Source organism: Arthrobacter sp. YA7-1, assembly GCF_025960325.1.
Taxonomy (GTDB): domain Bacteria; phylum Actinomycetota; class Actinomycetes; order Actinomycetales; family Micrococcaceae; genus Arthrobacter; species Arthrobacter bambusae_A.
On sequence record NZ_CP110114.1, the window covers coordinates 794596 to 810751 of the forward strand.

Sequence of the window (16156 nt, forward strand, 5' to 3'; positions counted from 1 at the left end):
TACCGAAAACTATCCCTGAATCGACTAACGGATCCTCGGCGCGTGCCGATGGTGGAAGTTGAGCAGGGATTGCTCGATGCACGGCCACGGATCGGCCTCTTCATATCTATTCGCGAAGGCAGGCCGACGTGTTCGACTCAGTGACTTCTGTTGCGCTTGGCAGCGCCCTGGATGGGCTCTCCTTGCGCCAGAACACCATCGCCAACAACATCGCGAACATCAATACCCCGAACTACCACGCCAAAAGGGTGCAGTTCGAAGACGCGCTCGCGGCCTCGGTGAGCGCCGGTAATGGTTACGCTGCACCCACGGTGTCTACGTCGCAGGAACCCACCCAGCTCAACGGCAACAACGTGAACCTGGACACGGAAACCCTCTCCAACGTGGACACCGTCCTGCGCTACCAGTTCGCGGCCCGGGCCGTCGGAGACGAATTCACCGCGATCCGCACGGCCCTGAGGACCAGCTGATGACTTTCGACGCGATCGGCATTGCCGGCTCCGCCCTGACTGTCCACCGCAAGTGGCTCGATGCCGTCTCGGACAACCTCGCGAACATCAACGACGTGTCCCGCACCAGCGGCAAGGCCTTCCAAGCCCGCTACGTCGAAGCCGCCGAAGGCAGCGATGGAAACGGTGTGTACGTCAAGAGCACCCCCCAGGGCAGTGCCACCGGCAGGCTGGTGTACCAACCGGACCATCCCCTTGCCGACGCCCAGGGGTACGTGCGTTACCCGGACATCGACCTCTCCGAACAAATGGGTGCGCTGATTGTGGCGCAACGCGGCTACCAGGCCAACGCGCAAGTTGTCGACCGTGCCCGTGAGACTTACCAAGCAGCGCTCGAGATAGGAAAATCCTGATGGCTTTGGACCCGATCGGCGCAATTCAGGGCAGCGGGGGTCTTTCCGTGCAGGGCGTCACCGGCACCGGCTACCTGGGCAGCACAGACAGCGTCAGCGGAACCACCGGGGCGGCGGGCGGCAACGGCTTTGCGACGGCGCTGACCGGTGCCGTGGACAACCTCCAGTCACTGCAATCGACGTCGAACCAGCTGGCGGTATCTGCGGTGACGGGCAACCTCGACGACATCCACAAAGCGACGATCGCCGCCACGCGCGCCCAGATCACCATGGAGCTTGTCTCCACGGTACGGAACAAGGGCGTTGACGCGTTCAACGAGATCATGAGGATGCAGGCCTGATGCCCCCACAGATTGCCGCTTTCTTCCGCAAGATAGGCGATGGATTCAAGGGCTTCACCGCCGGGCAGCGCACCATCGCCATCATCGGCATCGCCGTCCTGGTGCTCGGCGGAGTGGCCCTGTCAGCATGGTTGGGGAAGCCGTCCTACTCGCCGCTGTTCTCGGGCTTGAAGGACACGGACGCCAACAGCATCGTGGAGCAGCTGCGCAAGGACAACGTCCCGTACGAGCTCAGCAACGGCGGTTCCACCATCCTTGTCCCCGACGACAAGGTCAACGACGAACGGCTGAAAGCGGCCGCGGCGGGCCTGCCGGCGGCCGCGGCCACCGGCTATTCGCTGCTGGACAAGCTCGGAGTGACCTCCTCCGAATTCCAGCAGACCGTGACGTACAAGCGCGCGCTTGAGGGCGAACTCGCCACCACCATCCAGGCCATGGACGGCGTCAAGACCGCCGCCGTTCAGCTCGCCCTTCCGGCAAAAACGGTGTTCACCGCTACGACTCCCGACGCCACGGCATCCGTGTTCGTGGAAACGCAGCCGGGTATCACCCTGTCCGCAGATAAGGTCCAGGCAATCGTGCACTTGACCTCGGCGGCGATCGAAAACCTGAAGCCAACGAACGTGACCGTGGTGGACTCCCAAGGCAACGTCCTCTCCACTGTGGGTGGGGGAGCCACAGGGTCCTCGTCCAAGCAAGCCGCCGACTACCAGCAACGCACCTCCGATTCGGTGAAGGCCGTCCTGGACCGGGTAGTCGGCCCCGGCAACGCCACCGTCGCGGTCGCGGCCGACGTGACTGCAGAGTCCGCGCAGCAGCGCAGCGAGACCTTCTCCACCGCCAAGGATGCCGCTCCGCTCAGCGAGAGCACCAAGACCGAGAAGTACACGGGAACCGGCGGCGGCGCCTCCGGTGTCCTGGGCCCGGACAACATTGCCGTGCCGGGCGGCACCAACGGCAACGGGACCTTCGACTCCAGCGACACCACCAAGAACAACGCCGTCAACAAGGTCACGGAGGACCGCACCATTCCGCAAGGCGCCCTCAAACGCCAGACGATCTCCGTCGCCATCAACCAGGCCGCGGCGGCCGGACTCAACGTCAACTCCGTCAAGGCGCTCGTCACTTCCGCGGCCGGCGTCGATCCCACCCGCGGCGACGTGGTCACGGTTGAGGTGCTGCCCTTCAGCACTTCCGCTGCAGACGCAGCGACACAGGCGCTGGGCGCGGCAAAAGCGCAAGCCGATGCCAAGCAACAGTCGGATTTGATGAATACCCTCATCCTGGCCGGAAGCGTCCTGCTGGCCGTGGTCGCGCTGATTGTGCTGGTGCTGATCCTCCTGCGCCGCCGCCAGCGCCGCGAGCCCGTCGACCTTGGCGAGCGGATGGACTACGAGATGCTGCCCCCAGCGGTGTCCGCTCCGGCGCTCGAAGGGCCCCCCGCCACGTCGGCGATCGAACTGCCGCCTGTGCATCCGGTTCCGGCGTTGCCGATGTCCGGAGCCGAAGCTCTCGACGGCGAACGGCGGCGGGCGCAGATTGAGGCCATGGTTGCCGAGAACCCGGCACGGACCGCCGATTACCTGCGGGGACTCATGGATGAAAGGCAGCCGGTATGAGGGCCGGGGAGTTGGACGTCGGCGGCTTGACCGGCGCCCAGAAGGTGGCCGTGGTGCTGATGCAGATGAGCCCGGCCAGCGCAGCCTCCCTCATGACCCAGTTCTCAGAGTCCGAGGCCGAGGACATCGCGGGCGAGATCGTGCGCTTGCGCCGCGTCTCGTCAGCCGTGGCGGACCATGTCCTGACAGAATTCCACGACCTTGCGGTCAGCGGGCGCCGCACGGCCCGCGGCGGCCAGGAATTCGCCGTCGGGCTCCTGGAAGCGTCCTTCGGTGCGGACAAAGCCGCCGGTTTCATGGACCGTCTCGCATCCACGATGGCCGGGAAGTCCTTCGAATTCCTGGAAATGATGGATCCCGGCCAGCTCCTGGCCCTCATCGACGGCGAAATGCCGCAGACCATTGCCTTGATCCTGGCGCATTTGCGGCCAGGCAAGGCATCCGCCGTCATGGCCGGCCTGGGCGACGTGCAACGGAGTGAGGTGGCCCGTTGCATCGCCACCATGGGGATGGCTTCGCCGGAAGCCGTAGGCATCGTGGCCGAGACCCTCAAGGTTCGCGCCGGAGCCGTCATGTCGCAAAGGAAGTCGAGTGAGATTGTGGGCGGCATCCAACCCCTCGTCGACATCATCAACCGATCCGACATCAACACCGAGCGCTCCGTGTTGGAAGGCCTGGAAACCCTCGATCCGGAGCTGGCCACGGAAGTGCGCGCCCGGATGCTGACGTTCGTGGACATCGTGAAGTTGGAACGCCGCGACATCCAGCAGATCCTGCGCGGCGTTAATGCCGAAGTGCTCGCCGTCGCCATGAAGGGTGCGCCCGCCGCGGTGCTCGAGGCAGTGCGCACCAACGTTTCCGGGCGCAACCTCGAAATCCTCGAAGCCGAGATGGCTTCCGCCGGGCCTGTGCGCGCCTCCCAGGTTGAAGAGGCGCGGGCAGAGATTGTCCGTTCCATCCGTGAGCTTGAGGCCGAAGGCGCCATCGTGGTCCGGCGCGGCGAAGAAGACGACTATGTCTACTGAGGCCGGACTCCGGAGGGTGGTCTTCCCGGACATCCAGCCGGCCACGAGCTCACGCAAGGAGGACCGGGGGTACACCCAGGGACACGCGGCAGGCTACGCGGCCGGAATCCGGGCAGCGGCCGCCGAACAGCTGGGTCTCCGGGAACAGCTTCAAGCCGAACACCGCGCAATGCTCGACGCCGGGCGCCTGGCCGTGGGGCACGCTGTCCGTGCGCTCGAAGCGGCGGCCGCCGAGTCCCGGCAGCGCCGCGGCGCCGTGCTGGAGGAAGCACAGGACGTCTTGGCAGCCGGTGCGATGGAACTCGCCGAAGCCATCCTGGGCTACGAGCTCAACGACGGCGCGAACACCGCCCGCGCCGCTTTGGCCCGGGCCCTGGCAACGGCTTCCGACGTGCAAACAGTGACCACTGTCCGGCTCCACCCGGAGGACCTCGCCGCGCTGACCGCCGTCGACGTCGGGAGCGTGGCCGGCGTCGAACTCAAGGCCGATCCCGCACTGGACCGCGGCGATGCGATCGCGGAGTATCCGCAGGGCTGGCTCGACGCCCGGCTCGGTACCGCGGTGGACAGGGCCAAAGCAGCCCTGTTGGGGAACGACGCATGAGCCTTACCGCATACCGGCCGCACGCAGGCCGTTTCCGCGCAGCCCTCGCCGCCGCGGCACCGCAGCGGGTGGGCACTGTGACGTCCGTGCTCGGCCTCGGCCTGGAGGTCTCCGGGTTGGACTGCGCGGTGGGAGATCTGGTCACCATCGGTGAGGCCCCAGGACTCGACGCCGAAGTGGTCGCCTCAGTCAGTGGCGCCGTGCGCTGCATGCCGCTGGGACGGTTGACCGGAGTGGCCGCGGGAGACCCGGCCCGTTCCAAAGGCGCTCCGATCCTGGTCCCTACCGGCCGCGGCCTTTTCGGGCGGGTATTGGATGGGCTCGGGCGTCCGATCGACGGCAAGGGCCCATTGCCCGCGAGTCCCATGGTCCCCCTGGACAACGAAGCCCCGTCCGCGATGCACCGCGCCCGGGTGGACACCCCGCTCCAGACGGGCGTCCGTGTCCTGGACACCATGGCCACTCTTGGCCGCGGTCAGCGCATGGGGCTGTTCGCAGGCTCGGGCGTCGGCAAGTCCTCGCTGCTGTCCATGATCGCCCGCGGCACCGACGCCGAAGTCTCCGTGATTGCCTTGGTGGGGGAGCGCGGGCGCGAAGTGCGGGAGTTCCTGGAAGATGACCTCGGTCCCGAAGGCCTGGCCCGTTCAGTGGTGGTTATTGCAACGTCCGATGAACCTGCCCTGATGCGCTTGCGCGCCGCCGTCACGGCCACCCGGATTGCCGAATCCTTCCGCGAGGCCGGCCGGGACGTGGTGCTCATGATGGATTCGCTGACCCGTGTGGCCATGGCCCAGCGCGAAATCGGCCTCTCCGCCGGAGAACCTCCCGCCACCCGCGGCTACCCGCCGTCGACCTTTTCCGTGCTGGCGCGGCTCCTGGAACGCGCCGGCACCGCCGAAACCGGATCCGTGACTGGTATCTACACGGTGCTGGTGGACGGCGACGACCACAACGAACCGATCGCCGACGCCGCCCGCTCGATTCTCGACGGACACGTGGTCCTGGACCGGAAGCTCGCCGTCACGGGGCACTTCCCCTCGGTGGACGTCCTTGGATCGGTGTCCCGCGTGGCTTCCAAGGTCAACTCCGCTGATCGCACTGCGCTCGCGGCCTCCCTGCGCAGGGTCCTCGCCGCGCGGCGCAGCGCGCAGGACCTGATCGACGTTGGGGCCTACCACCGTGGCAGCAATCCCTTGGTTGACGCGGCGCTGGACCATGAAGCCGCCATCAACGGGTTCCTGCAGCAAAGCATGGACGATTCCACCCCGTACAGCGAGTCGTGGCCGGAACTCTTCCGCCTCTCCGCAAGCCTCGAAGGAGCCGCGTGAACCGTCAATTCTCCCTGGCCGGGCTGTTGCGCCTGCGCCAGACCCAGCAGGATGCCGCTGCCAGCGGCCTGGCGCGCGCCAACTCCCGGACCGCGTCCTTGCGATCCCGGCGCGCTACCGCCCGGGAAGAGCTGGCCGAATCCGCCGGAGATCCCGGAAGCTCCGCGTCGCTCCTGGCCATCGCGGCCTCCCGCGCGTCCGCGCAAAGCATGTTGGCTGAGCTTGACGCCTTGGCCGCCAGCGCGGAAGCTGAAGCCGCCGAGGCCCGTGCCGAATACACCGAGGCAAAGCGCCGGGCCGTGGGACTGGAGAAGCTCGAAACACGTCACGGCGCCGCTTTCGAGGCTTACGCGCTGCACGCCGAACAAAGCGTGCTGGACGAGATCGCGTCCTCCGCGTGGCACCGGAAGGCCACCTCATGAGCATGGCGGAGGCCATCGGGCGCATCCAAAGCATCCAATCGGTGTTGCAGCAACTTAGCCAAGGCATCAGCCCGCAAGCAACTTCCGCGACGGCCGACCCTTCCGCGGGTACGGCCTCTTCGACGGACGCGGCGTCCTTCGCGCAAGCGCTGAGCACCGCCGTCGGGGGATCGACGACGCCGGACGTCAGCCAGTTCGCTTCTTCCTTGGGCCTCGACGGCACCGCGGGCCTCGACGGCACCGCGGGTCTCGCGGGAACTGCGGGCCTCTCCGGCGTTGCAGCCCTCCCCGGCAATGCCGCGCTCTCCGGCATTGCGGGCCTCGGAGTGCTTTCGGGGGTCGGAACCGGCACGGCCGCCGGCGGTGTCACCGGCGATGCCGTAGTGGCTGACGCCAAGAAATACGTGGGCGTGCCCTACGTGTGGGGCGGCACGGACCCGGCCGTTGGCATGGATTGCTCGGGCTTCGTGCAGCGCGTCTTCAAGGATCTCGGCGTCAATCTGCCGCGCGTCGTCAGCGATCAAATGCGCCAAGGCACGCCGGTGGCGTCCTTGGCCCAGGCCAAGCCCGGCGACCTCCTGGTCAGTTTCGGCGGCGAACACATCTCCATCTACCTTGGCAACGGCAAAGCGATCGACGCTCCCGTCCCCGGCCAGACCATCCAGATCCGCGATGCGTGGGAACAGCAGTCCAACTTGACCGCGATCCGCCGCATAGTCCCGGCGGGAGGCTCGTGATGCAGTTGCCTCCCGCCGTTGCGGCCTCCCCGCGTCCGGCTGTTCCGGGCTCTCCACTGGTGCCGCAGCTTGGCGCCTCCGCCGGTTTCGAGTCAGTGATGAACAGCGTGCTGGCGTCGGATGCGAAGACCTCCGATGGGACCGCGCAGCAAGCGCCCGACGGCGGCGCGCAGGGGAAGCCCGCAGCCGACGGTACCGTGCCGCTCGCCCGAGCCGCCAAGCCGGAGGGGACGAAGGTCCCCAAGGACACGGTGGATGCGGCGGGTGCTGTGGATGCGGCAGGTGTCGTTGCGGGTGCTGTTGCCGCTGTTGCGGCAGGTGCTGTTGCGGGCGCGGCCGCAGCCGGCGGTCCCGCAGCCGGGACCGCTGCTCCGCAGGCGGGCAGCTCGGGCGGCGCTGTGCCGGTCAAAGTCGGCGTGGTTGACGGTACGGCGCCGGCCAGAGTGGTTGCAGGCACGCTGGCCACGGCAGGCCTTGCCGTAGGGGTGGATACGGGCAGCATCCAGGCGGCGCTGACGGCAAACCCGGCGCCTTCGAACGCCCCCGGTACTTCGGCCCAAGGGCCTGTGGTCCCTCCTCTTTTGGTCCCTGCTCCCTCTGTGCCGGCAGTGCTGGTCGGAAAGCCTGGTCAAAGCTCACGTCAGATCCCGGCCAGCCCATTGCCGGCCAGTCTGCAGCCTGCCGGCACTCCACCGACGAGCCCGTTGCCCGCGAGCCCTCTCCCCGGAACCGCGCTGCCCACCAAACCGTTGCCCGCCGGCCCCGAACCCGGGGTCAACGCGACCGCGGCCCCGGCAGGCGAGTCCGCCACCGCTGTCGCACTTCCCGCCGGGAAACCTGCGACGCAGCAGGAGCCACAGCGGATCCTCGGGCAGGACAATCCCGCTGCCCCGGCACTCGCGCTTCCTGCGGGGATTCCGGCTGGGATACCGGTAGTGGTGCAGCCAGCGTCGCCGCTCCAGGAAGCTCCTTCGGCGGCCCCCGCAGGCATGGCACCACTCACGCCCCAGGCAGACCCGGCGAAACTGGTGCCACAAGTGTCCGGGCCGTTGTTCTCCCTGGCCTCGGCGGCGCCCGGCGCCCATGTCATGACCTTGAAGCTGTCCCCGGAAGACCTCGGCCCGCTGACGGTCCGGGCCCATATCGACGGTTCAGGGGTGCGGATCGAATTGTTCGCCCCCGGAGAAGCAGGCCGCGAGGCAGTGCGCAGCGTCCTGCCGGAACTGCGGCGCGGACTCGGCGAATCAGGCTTCGGCGCCAGCCTCGACCTGTCCGAACACAACGCTCCGGCCGATGCCGGCGCGGGAGGCTCGGACCCCCGGGACCGACGCCCGGCCGATAGCCCCGCCTTCCCGCGCGGCAGCGACGGCGAGCCGGTTCGCCTGCCGCGGACCGCCGTCGTACCTCCCCGAAGCAGTACCAGCAGCCTGGACATTCTTGTCTGATGAAGGAGAGCCAATAGTGACCATCCAAGCCATCGCGGCAAGCAGCGGAGTCCAGCCTGGAACCACCGCAGCCGGAACCGCCGCGCCCGCGCCCGCGCAGTCCATGGACTCGAACATGTTCATGTCCCTGCTGGTGACACAACTGAAGAACCAGGATCCGAGCTCACCCATGGATACCAACCAGATGATGAGCCAGACCGTCCAGCTGTCCATGATGGAAAAAATGACGGAACTCACCGCCGACGCCAAGGAGAGCTTTTCGCTCCAGATGCGCAGCGCTGCGGCACAGATCATCGGCCACAACGTCAGCTACGATCTCCCGGACGGGACGAAGGGCTCCGGCGTCGCGAGCTCGGTTTCCTTCGCTGCCGGAACCCCCACCGTGGCGGTCGGGGGAATGAACGTTCCGCTCGATTCCATCAGCGGGATGACGGCCGCAACGTCGCCCACACCGGCTCCGTCGCCCACCGCCTGACGCTCCATAAGACTCCCCGAACCACCCGAAGAAAGGCAACACCATGCTTCGTTCGCTGTACTCCGGAATTTCCGGCCTCCGTGCCCACCAAGCCATGCTGGACGTCACGGGAAACAACATCGCCAACGTGAACACCGCCGGCTTCAAGGCTTCCTCCACCCAGTTCCAGGACACGCTTTCCCAGATGACGCAGGGCGCCGGGGCCCCGCAGACTGAAACCGGTGGCACCAACCCCGCCCAGATCGGCCTGGGCGTGCGCGTGGCGGGAATCAGCACCAACTTCAGCCAGGGCTCATCGCAGAGCACCGGGCGCGCCACCGACATGATGATCTCCGGCGACGGGTTCTTCATCACCAGCAAGGCCGGCCAGCAGCTCTACACTCGCGCCGGCGCCTTCGACATGGACGCGGCCGGCCGGCTCGTGAGTCCCGACGGCGGCATCCTGCAGGGCTGGTCCGCCGCCAACGGCGTCGTGAACCAGGGGGGTCCTATCGGCCCCATCGCCCTCTCGCCCAACACCACGTCGGCGGCGGTCGCCACCACCAAGGCCTCGCTGGACGGAAACCTGCCGTCCGACGCGGCCGTGGGGACCAGCGTGGAGCGCCAAGTCAAGGTCTACGACGCCGACGGCGCCTCCCGCAGCTTGACGCTTACGTTCAGCCGCTCTGCGGGCGGTTGGGATGTGGCCGGGGCGGACGCCAACGGCGCCGCAGGCAACACGACCCTCACGTTCGCGAACGGTGCGCTGACCTCGGGCGGTGCCATGACCGTCGGCGGCATCACGGTGGACATGTCCACCGTGACCGGCTTTGCCTCCATGAGCACGCTCACGGTCGGCAGCCAGAACGGATCCGAGGCAGGGAAGCTGGAGTCCTTCACCCTGGGCGGCGACGGCTCACTCATCGGCTCGTTCAGCAATGGTGCCAAGCAGGTGTTGGCACAGGTGGCCCTTGCCCGCTTCACCAACCCCGGCGGCCTTGAAAAGGCCGGTAGCTCGACTTACGTGGCTACCGCCAACTCGGGCGCGGCCCAGTTGGGTGCCCCGGGCGCCGCGGGACTCGGTACCCTGACTGCCGGGGCCCTGGAAATGTCCAACGTGGACCTCTCCCAGGAATTCACCAACCTGATCGTGGCCCAGCGCGGCTTCCAGGCCAACGCCCGCATCATCACCACCTCGGATGAGGTTCTCCAGGAGTTGACAAACCTTAAGCACTAGTGATGCTGCCCTTTAAAAGCAAGGTGGCCGGCACCCTTGGACGCCGGCCACCCTTCGGGCGATTACCGCATATCTAGAGTCCGGCGACCCCGTTCGGAGTGCCGACGCCTGTGGGCCCGTCCCATCCGGTGCCGGAGAGGCACCACTGGCTCGTGGAGCAAGTGCCCGTCGAACCCGAGGCGACGTCATTGAAGTGCCCCGAGTTTGTGTAGGGGAGGGAGTTGGCCAGTGCCGAGGAGCTGCCGGTGTTCCCGGAAAGCGCATACATGGCCGCGATCAGGGGCGAGGAGAGGCTAGTGCCTCCGTACTGGGCCCATGACGAGGTGGTGCTGCTGCTCGGTGCGTACACTGCCAAGCCGGTCTGCGGATCTGCGACGGCGGAGACGTCCGCTGAGGCGCGCTTGCTGCAGCCGGTGCCGAAGGTGGCAGCCGCCGGCAACGCGGCGTTGACACTTGAGCATCCCGATCCAGAGCCGGACCAGGCAGATTCGCCCCACCCGCGTGAACTGGAGTTCTTGACCAACGAGGTGCCTCCCACCGCGGTGACGTAGCTCGAGGAAGCAGGGTAGGACGAGCCGGTGTACCCGTTGTCACCGGTTGACGCTGTCACGGCGATGCCCGGGTGGTTGTAGTACGCACCGTAGCTGGAGTCCGCCGAATCCCCGCCACCGTAGCTGTTGGAGATCGCCGCGACGCCTGGCTGCTTGGCGGCCGTCGATACGGCTGTACCAAGATCGGTGAGGCCGGCTGTTGTCGCCTGTACCACCAGGATTTTGCAGTCCGGGCACGCTGCCGAGATGGCGTCGACGTCGAGGGAGGTCTCGTCAGCCCACCCGGAATTGAACCTGGGGAGCTTGTTCCCGCCGTTTTGGTCCATGATCGTGAGGCAGCCGTTGCTGACCGTGCATGCCGGAAGGCCGAACTGTGAGCGGTAAACGCCGAGATCGCGTTCAAGGTTCGGATAGCCGTAGGCATCCACGACGGCGACCGTTCGGCCGCCGGACTGGAGGCCGGTGATGTTGTAAGCGCTCTGTATATCCGCAGGGGTCTTGCCGGTGGCGGGTGGCGTGCTCGAAGCAGGCTTGGCTTGTCCTCCGTGCGCTTGGCCCGCGGTCGTTGAATCATCGACGTACTTGAGCGCAAAACACGAGGCAGAGCCGGCTGGGACATCGGCGCAGGCCTTCTCCGCATGCCAATTGGCGGACGGAGATGGTTGGGCAACTGCCGCCGGCGCTGTTGCTGAGACCGCACCCAGCAACAGCAACAACGCCCCGGAAACGCTAAGAATCTTCTTCACGAATTCTCCCTGAGGATCAAATGAGACCCGAGTTGACAGAATAGTCAACTCGCGTGACAAGCTTCGCACCAAACGTCACTATTGTCACCCATGTCACATCCACCTCCACGGTCCCATGCGCCACGGCGGTGCGGAGGTGCGCCGTTGGGTTACCGGCACTTGCAGTACCCGTTTCAGCAGGCACGGCCAAAGCCCCGACGGAGAGGTTCACGGGAGACGTCTATCTCAACCCCCTCCACAACGGCGAGGCGCCGTCGCGTCTCGTGGCGGCGATGGTCCGCTTCACCCCCGGCGCCCGCACCAACTGGCATTCCCACCCCTTTGGCCAGACCCTGCATTGCACCGACGGCGTCGGTTTCGTCGCTACGCGCGACGGCGGCGTGATCCTCATGCGTGCGGGGGACACGGTCCACACCCCGCCCGGCGAGGAACACTGGCACGGCGGAACACGTGACAACATGATGTGCCACGTGGCCTTGGTGGAGCACGACAACGGAATGAGCGCCACGTGGCTTGAACCCGTCAGCGACCAGGACTACCAAGCCGCGCACGCCCACATCAGCCAATAGTCCGCCTCCACCCGCGTCACGTGAGGCAACTTTTTGGCAATGCGGCTGCGCTGAAACCCCGGAGTCCGGGGCTCGCGGTGGATGAGAGGGAACAAAAACCTGCTCCGTGTGACGCCGTGACAGACCCCGCCACACATCGAGGTCCCGCTCCGCGCTCTTACAGCAAACTTGCAGCTTCTGTCCGGTTCCCGTGCTGTATTCCAGTTCTATCCTGAGGGAATGGAGCAGAACACGGAGTCTGGGAGTGGCGATCGGGCAGATTTGCGGGAAAACCGCGGGTCCCGCTTCAGGGTCAGCCGGCGTGGATTCCTCACCGGGGCGGGGATGGCAGGCGCGGGAATAGTCGCCGGACTCGGCATCGCGAGGATGGGCGTGTTGCCCGGCGGTACGGCCCCGGTCAGCGCGGCGACACCGACGCCGGCAGCGTCACCGACGCCGTCGGCGGGCAGCACGGCTTCCCCTCCGGCGATCCGTAGCTTCGTCTCAACCGCTTTGACCGCTGCCCGCGTTGCCAGCTGGGCCACCGGACCCACCGGCGCGGGCCTGCTGTTCGTGGGACCGATGGGCCATGGCTCGAACGGGCTGATCATGGACAACCATGGGGAACCGATATGGATGGAACCGACCGGCTCCGGCGTGACGGACCTTCGCGTGCAAGCCCTCGAAGGCCAGCCGGTACTGACTTATTGGACGGGAATCGGAACCGGCGGACACGGCGCGGGGAAGGGCGTCGTCAAGGACGTCCACTATCGCACCGTGGCCGAGGTCAACACAGGCAACGGGCTGCAAGCGGATCTGCACGAGTTCACCATCACCCCCGCCGGGACGGCATTGATGATCTCCTACCCGACCGTCCAGCATGACCTGACATCAGTGGGCGGTCCAGCGCAGGGCTACATGTTTGATTGCCATGTGCAGGAAGTCGCCATCCGTTCCGGCAAGGTCCTCTTCGATTGGACCGCCTCGGACCATATCGACCTGACTGAGTCCTATTTGCGGCCGTCCGACAACCCCAAGGCCGACGGCTCCGATGCCACGAAAGCGTTCGATCCGTTCCATCTCAATTCCGTGGACGAGAGCGGGGACGCACTCCTGGTTTCGTCCCGCCACACGCACACCGCCTATTTGATCGGCCGTTCCGACGGGAAGATCCGTTGGCGTCTGGGCGGGAAGCGCAGCGACTTCTCGATGACCCCTGAATCGGTCTTCGCTTGGCAACATGATGTTCGGCGCCGGCCCAACGGCATCATCAGCATGTTCGACAACCACTACAACCAGGGCACCACCGGAACGTCGCGCGGGCTGCTCCTCGCCGTCGACGAAAAGGCGCGCACCGCCGTCGTGAAGCAGGAGTTCAGCCGGGGCGGCCACCGGGGCGACGCCGAAGGGAACCTGCAGTTCCTGGATAACGGGCATGTCCTGGTCGGCTGGGGCGCAGATCCGGCCGCCACCGAATTCACTCCCGATGGGAAAGCGGTGTTCGAGGCGACCGGACTGGGTGACGCCTCCTACCGCACCTACCGCTCGCCGTGGACGGGCCGGCCGGACACCGTCCCCGACTTGGCCGCGGTTCCGGGCAACGGGTCCACGATGCAGCTCTACACGAGCTGGAATGGCGCAACCGAGGTCGCCAAGTGGAGGTTCCTGACCGGAGCCGGCTCCGGGCCGCTGTCCGAAGCAGTGACGGTTCCGCGTCGCGGCTTTGAAACCTCGACGGCGGTGGCCGCCGCGCCGAGGGCCGCCGTCGAGGCCTTGGACAAGTCCGGCAACGTTTTGGCGAGGTCGACGGTCATCGCAACTGCCTGAGATCGCAACGGCCTGAGTCTGTCGGACCGCGTTACGGCAGCAGGTGTTCGTGCGCTGCTGCCTCTACCTCCTCCGCTTCTGCCTTGGCCAGGCGGGTCTCTGCGTCGACGTCGATGCGCCGCGTCATCAGCCAGTACAGCCCGGCAGAGACGGGGAGTCCGATGAACAGCGAGATATCGGCGCCGTCGAGGGCGTGGGCTATGAATCCGACGAAGAGCTTGCCGGCAGAGAAGAAGGGGATCATCACCACAAAGCCGACCAGGTAGGAGATGATGCCAGGCCAGCCCCAGCGTCCGTAGATCCCGTCAGGCTTGAAGATCTCCGCGATGGCATAGTGGCCCTTGCGGACAATGAAGTAGTCGGTCAGGTTGACGGCAGTCCACGGGATGAAGAAGTAGAGCACCAACAGCAGGAAGTCGTTGAAGTTGGCGAGGAAGTCGGCCGAAGCAAGGTTCGCCAGGACCACGGAAATCAGGGCGGTGATGGAGATCGTGATGATCCGGATCCTCAGCGTCGGCCGGATCTGGCGCACGCTGTCGATGGACGAAATCAGGGTCAGCGAACCGCCGTACATGTTCAAAGCCGTCACGGACAGCAGGCCCAGGGCGGCGACGAACAAGGCGATTCCACCGAAGCCGCCGAAGAGCTGGTCGGCGGTGGATTTGATCGAGCCGATGGTTTCGAAGTTCTCCCCGGCCGCAGCACCGATGTACGCGCCCAGGAACATCACCCAGATACCGCCGAGTGCGCTGCCCCAGAACGTCCACCGGAAGGTGCCCCGTCCGCTGGCCGGCGGAAGGTAGCGGGAGTAGTCCGAGACGTAGATGGCCCAGGAGATCTGGTAGCCGGCGGCGACACCCAGCTGGCCAAGGAACGGCACCAAGTGGAAGTCAGCCAGGTTGTATGCGCCGGCAGGCATGACCAGTTTGACGGCTGCAATGGTGAGCAGCGCCAGCATGACAATGGTCAAGTACGTGAGGTATCGCTCAAAGGCATGGATGAGGTCGTAGCCGAACAATGCGATGACGACGGCGAGAATGGTGACCACCCAGAACCAGAGGTTTTGGGATCCGAAGTTCACCGATTCCGAGATGGCTTGGCCGGCCAGGATGGTGTTGAAGATGTTGAAGCCAGCGTACTGAAGATAGGCAAAGAGCCACACCAGCAGGGCGCCGATATACCCGAATTGAGGCCGGGACTGGATCATCTGCGGCAAGCCGAGCTGCGGGCCCTGCGAAGAGTGCGCCGCCATGAACAGCGTGCCCACAAGCACGCCGATGGCGATCGCGAGCAGGGACCAGATCAGGTTGCCGCCGGTGGTAATGCTGATCAATCCCACCGCCAAGGTGGCGATCTGGGCGTTGCTGACGAACCACAGCGGTCCGATGTGGGAGACCTTGCCGTGCCGCTCGTCCAAGGGAACATAGTCGATCGAGCGGACCTCCAGCCCTCGGCCTGATCCTTTGTCCGTTGTAGTGCTCATCGCGTTTCTCCTTCGGAGCATCGTGCATCTTGACTTTGGTTTAGCACAGAGTGGGGCGGCCTAGAAGAGGTCGCGGGATTACTAGGGGAGCCGGTGGTGCCGCCACGTAGGGAACTGGTCCCGCGCTGCTTGGACGGCATCCGGTGAAAGGTCAAGCGTCGCGAAGGCCGGCTCCGTGCCGAGGCCATGCAGGACAGTGCCCAGGGGATCAATGAGCATGCTGTAGCCGATGGACACCGGAGGAGTCTGGGAGACTGCCGCCACGTACACCCCGTTCTCGATGGCCCGGGCTTTGGCCAGGGTTGCCCATTGCTCGGTCTTGGCCGTGCCGGGAACCCAAGAGGAACAGACGAGGAGCACCTCGGCGCCGGCGTCGGCGAGGATGCGCGCCAACTCGGGGAAGCGGAGGTCGTAGCAGGTCATCAATCCGAAGGTCATGCCGCCGCAGGAAAAAGTGACGGGCACGGGCTCCTGCGCCGGTTTGATGTAGTCCGATTCGCGGAAGCCTTGGCAGTCGAATAGATGGATCTTCCGGTAGCTGGCAAGGCGGGAACCGTCCGGACCGATCGCCACCAAGGTGTTGAACGCCCGGTCCGGCTCACCGGACGCTTCGGGCTCACCGGACGCTTCCAGGAGGCCGGCGACGACGGCGATCCCGTTACGTGCCGCCGTCGCGCAGAGTCGTGCGGCCACCGGGCCGTCAAGGGGTTCGGCCATGTCCACGAAGCTCCGGTCCACCCGGCTTTTCTCGTACGTCGAGTACTCCGGGAACACCACGAGTTCAGAGCCCTCGTCGGCTGCCCGTGCGCAGTAATCCGCGATGAGGTCGAGGTTACGGCTGACGTCCGTGCCGGAATCGATCTGGGCTAGGGTGATGCGCACGTACTCCTCATTTCTCCCTATGTGCTGTGACCCGGGAAACACTGT

The 16156-nt window shown here is 66.1% G+C and carries 17 protein-coding genes; 14 read left to right on the top strand and 3 right to left on the bottom strand.

Annotated elements, in window-relative coordinates:
* Nucleotides 1–128: 128 nt before the first annotated feature.
* From OIT41_RS03770 to OIT41_RS03825, 12 genes are read left to right on the top strand one after another with little or no spacing between them, the layout of a single operon-like run.
* Nucleotides 129–470, top strand: a complete 342-nt coding sequence (locus OIT41_RS03770) for a flagellar basal body rod protein FlgB (protein WP_078106350.1) — start codon at nt 129–131, stop codon at nt 468–470.
* A complete protein-coding gene (locus OIT41_RS03775) occupies nt 470–862 on the top strand; it encodes a flagellar basal body rod protein FlgC (RefSeq protein ID WP_241708093.1) in 393 nt (130 codons plus the stop codon). Before OIT41_RS03770 ends, OIT41_RS03775 begins: the two co-directional genes overlap by 1 nt.
* A complete protein-coding gene (gene fliE, locus OIT41_RS03780; protein WP_241708094.1) occupies nt 862–1203 on the top strand; it encodes a flagellar hook-basal body complex protein FliE in 342 nt (113 codons plus the stop codon). The genes OIT41_RS03775 and fliE overlap by 1 nt, the downstream gene beginning before the upstream one ends.
* Nucleotides 1203–2822 (top strand): flagellar basal-body MS-ring/collar protein FliF, encoded by a 1620-nt coding sequence (fliF, locus tag OIT41_RS03785; protein ID WP_241708095.1) that lies wholly within the window; start codon nt 1203–1205, stop codon nt 2820–2822. The genes fliE and fliF overlap by 1 nt, the downstream gene beginning before the upstream one ends.
* The gene (gene fliG / locus OIT41_RS03790) at nt 2819–3847 is read left to right on the top strand and encodes a flagellar motor switch protein FliG (RefSeq protein WP_241708096.1); all 1029 of its coding nucleotides are present in this window, start codon (nt 2819–2821) and stop codon (nt 3845–3847) included. The genes fliF and fliG overlap by 4 nt, the downstream gene beginning before the upstream one ends.
* Entirely contained in the window at nt 3837–4451 is a 615-nt protein-coding gene (locus tag OIT41_RS03795; protein ID WP_264637443.1) for a flagellar assembly protein FliH, read from the top strand. Before fliG ends, OIT41_RS03795 begins: the two co-directional genes overlap by 11 nt.
* Nucleotides 4448–5779, top strand: coding sequence for a FliI/YscN family ATPase (locus OIT41_RS03800; protein WP_264637444.1), 1332 nt, complete (start codon nt 4448–4450; stop codon nt 5777–5779). Before OIT41_RS03795 ends, OIT41_RS03800 begins: the two co-directional genes overlap by 4 nt.
* On the top strand, nt 5776–6201 hold the full coding sequence (locus OIT41_RS03805; RefSeq protein ID WP_078106343.1) for a flagellar FliJ family protein: 426 nt from the start codon (nt 5776–5778) through the stop codon (nt 6199–6201). Before OIT41_RS03800 ends, OIT41_RS03805 begins: the two co-directional genes overlap by 4 nt.
* Nucleotides 6198–6938 (top strand): C40 family peptidase, encoded by a 741-nt coding sequence (locus OIT41_RS20850; protein ID WP_319801840.1) that lies wholly within the window; start codon nt 6198–6200, stop codon nt 6936–6938. The genes OIT41_RS03805 and OIT41_RS20850 overlap by 4 nt, the downstream gene beginning before the upstream one ends.
* A complete protein-coding gene (locus OIT41_RS03815; RefSeq protein ID WP_264637445.1) occupies nt 6938–8383 on the top strand; it encodes a flagellar hook-length control protein FliK in 1446 nt (481 codons plus the stop codon). The genes OIT41_RS20850 and OIT41_RS03815 overlap by 1 nt, the downstream gene beginning before the upstream one ends.
* A 16-nt stretch (nt 8384–8399) precedes the next feature.
* Nucleotides 8400–8858 (top strand): flagellar hook assembly protein FlgD, encoded by a 459-nt coding sequence (locus OIT41_RS03820; RefSeq protein WP_264637446.1) that lies wholly within the window; start codon nt 8400–8402, stop codon nt 8856–8858.
* Between the two features lie 43 nt (nt 8859–8901).
* Nucleotides 8902–10074 carry a flagellar hook protein FlgE gene (locus tag OIT41_RS03825; RefSeq protein ID WP_078106339.1) on the top strand — a complete coding sequence of 391 codons (1173 nt, stop codon included), beginning with the start codon at nt 8902–8904 and terminating at the stop codon, nt 10072–10074.
* A gap of 73 nt (nt 10075–10147) precedes the next feature.
* On the opposite strand, the gene OIT41_RS03830 is transcribed toward OIT41_RS03825, so the two are convergent.
* Nucleotides 10148–11371, bottom strand: coding sequence for a hypothetical protein (locus tag OIT41_RS03830; protein ID WP_241708102.1), 1224 nt, complete (start codon nt 11369–11371; stop codon nt 10148–10150).
* A 53-nt stretch (nt 11372–11424) separates the two neighbouring features.
* Between OIT41_RS03830 and OIT41_RS03835 the strand changes: the two genes are divergently transcribed.
* Together OIT41_RS03835 and OIT41_RS03840 are read left to right on the top strand one after the other, a co-directional pair.
* Complete coding sequence (locus OIT41_RS03835; protein ID WP_308196778.1) at nt 11425–11940, top strand: cupin domain-containing protein; 516 nt, start codon at nt 11425–11427, stop codon at nt 11938–11940.
* A gap of 219 nt (nt 11941–12159) precedes the next feature.
* Nucleotides 12160–13746, top strand: coding sequence for an arylsulfotransferase family protein (locus tag OIT41_RS03840; RefSeq protein ID WP_264637447.1), 1587 nt, complete (start codon nt 12160–12162; stop codon nt 13744–13746).
* 31 nt (nt 13747–13777) lie between these two features.
* Here OIT41_RS03840 and OIT41_RS03845 read toward each other — a convergent pair whose 3' ends face one another.
* Both OIT41_RS03845 and OIT41_RS03850 read right to left on the bottom strand, forming a co-directional pair.
* Nucleotides 13778–15229: a purine-cytosine permease family protein gene (locus OIT41_RS03845; protein ID WP_241708104.1), complete on the bottom strand. Its 1452-nt coding sequence runs from the start codon at nt 15227–15229 to the stop codon at nt 13778–13780.
* An 81-nt stretch (nt 15230–15310) separates the two neighbouring features.
* Nucleotides 15311–16111, bottom strand: a complete 801-nt coding sequence (locus OIT41_RS03850) for a carbon-nitrogen hydrolase family protein (protein WP_264637448.1) — start codon at nt 16109–16111, stop codon at nt 15311–15313.
* Nucleotides 16112–16156 lie beyond the last annotated feature (45 nt).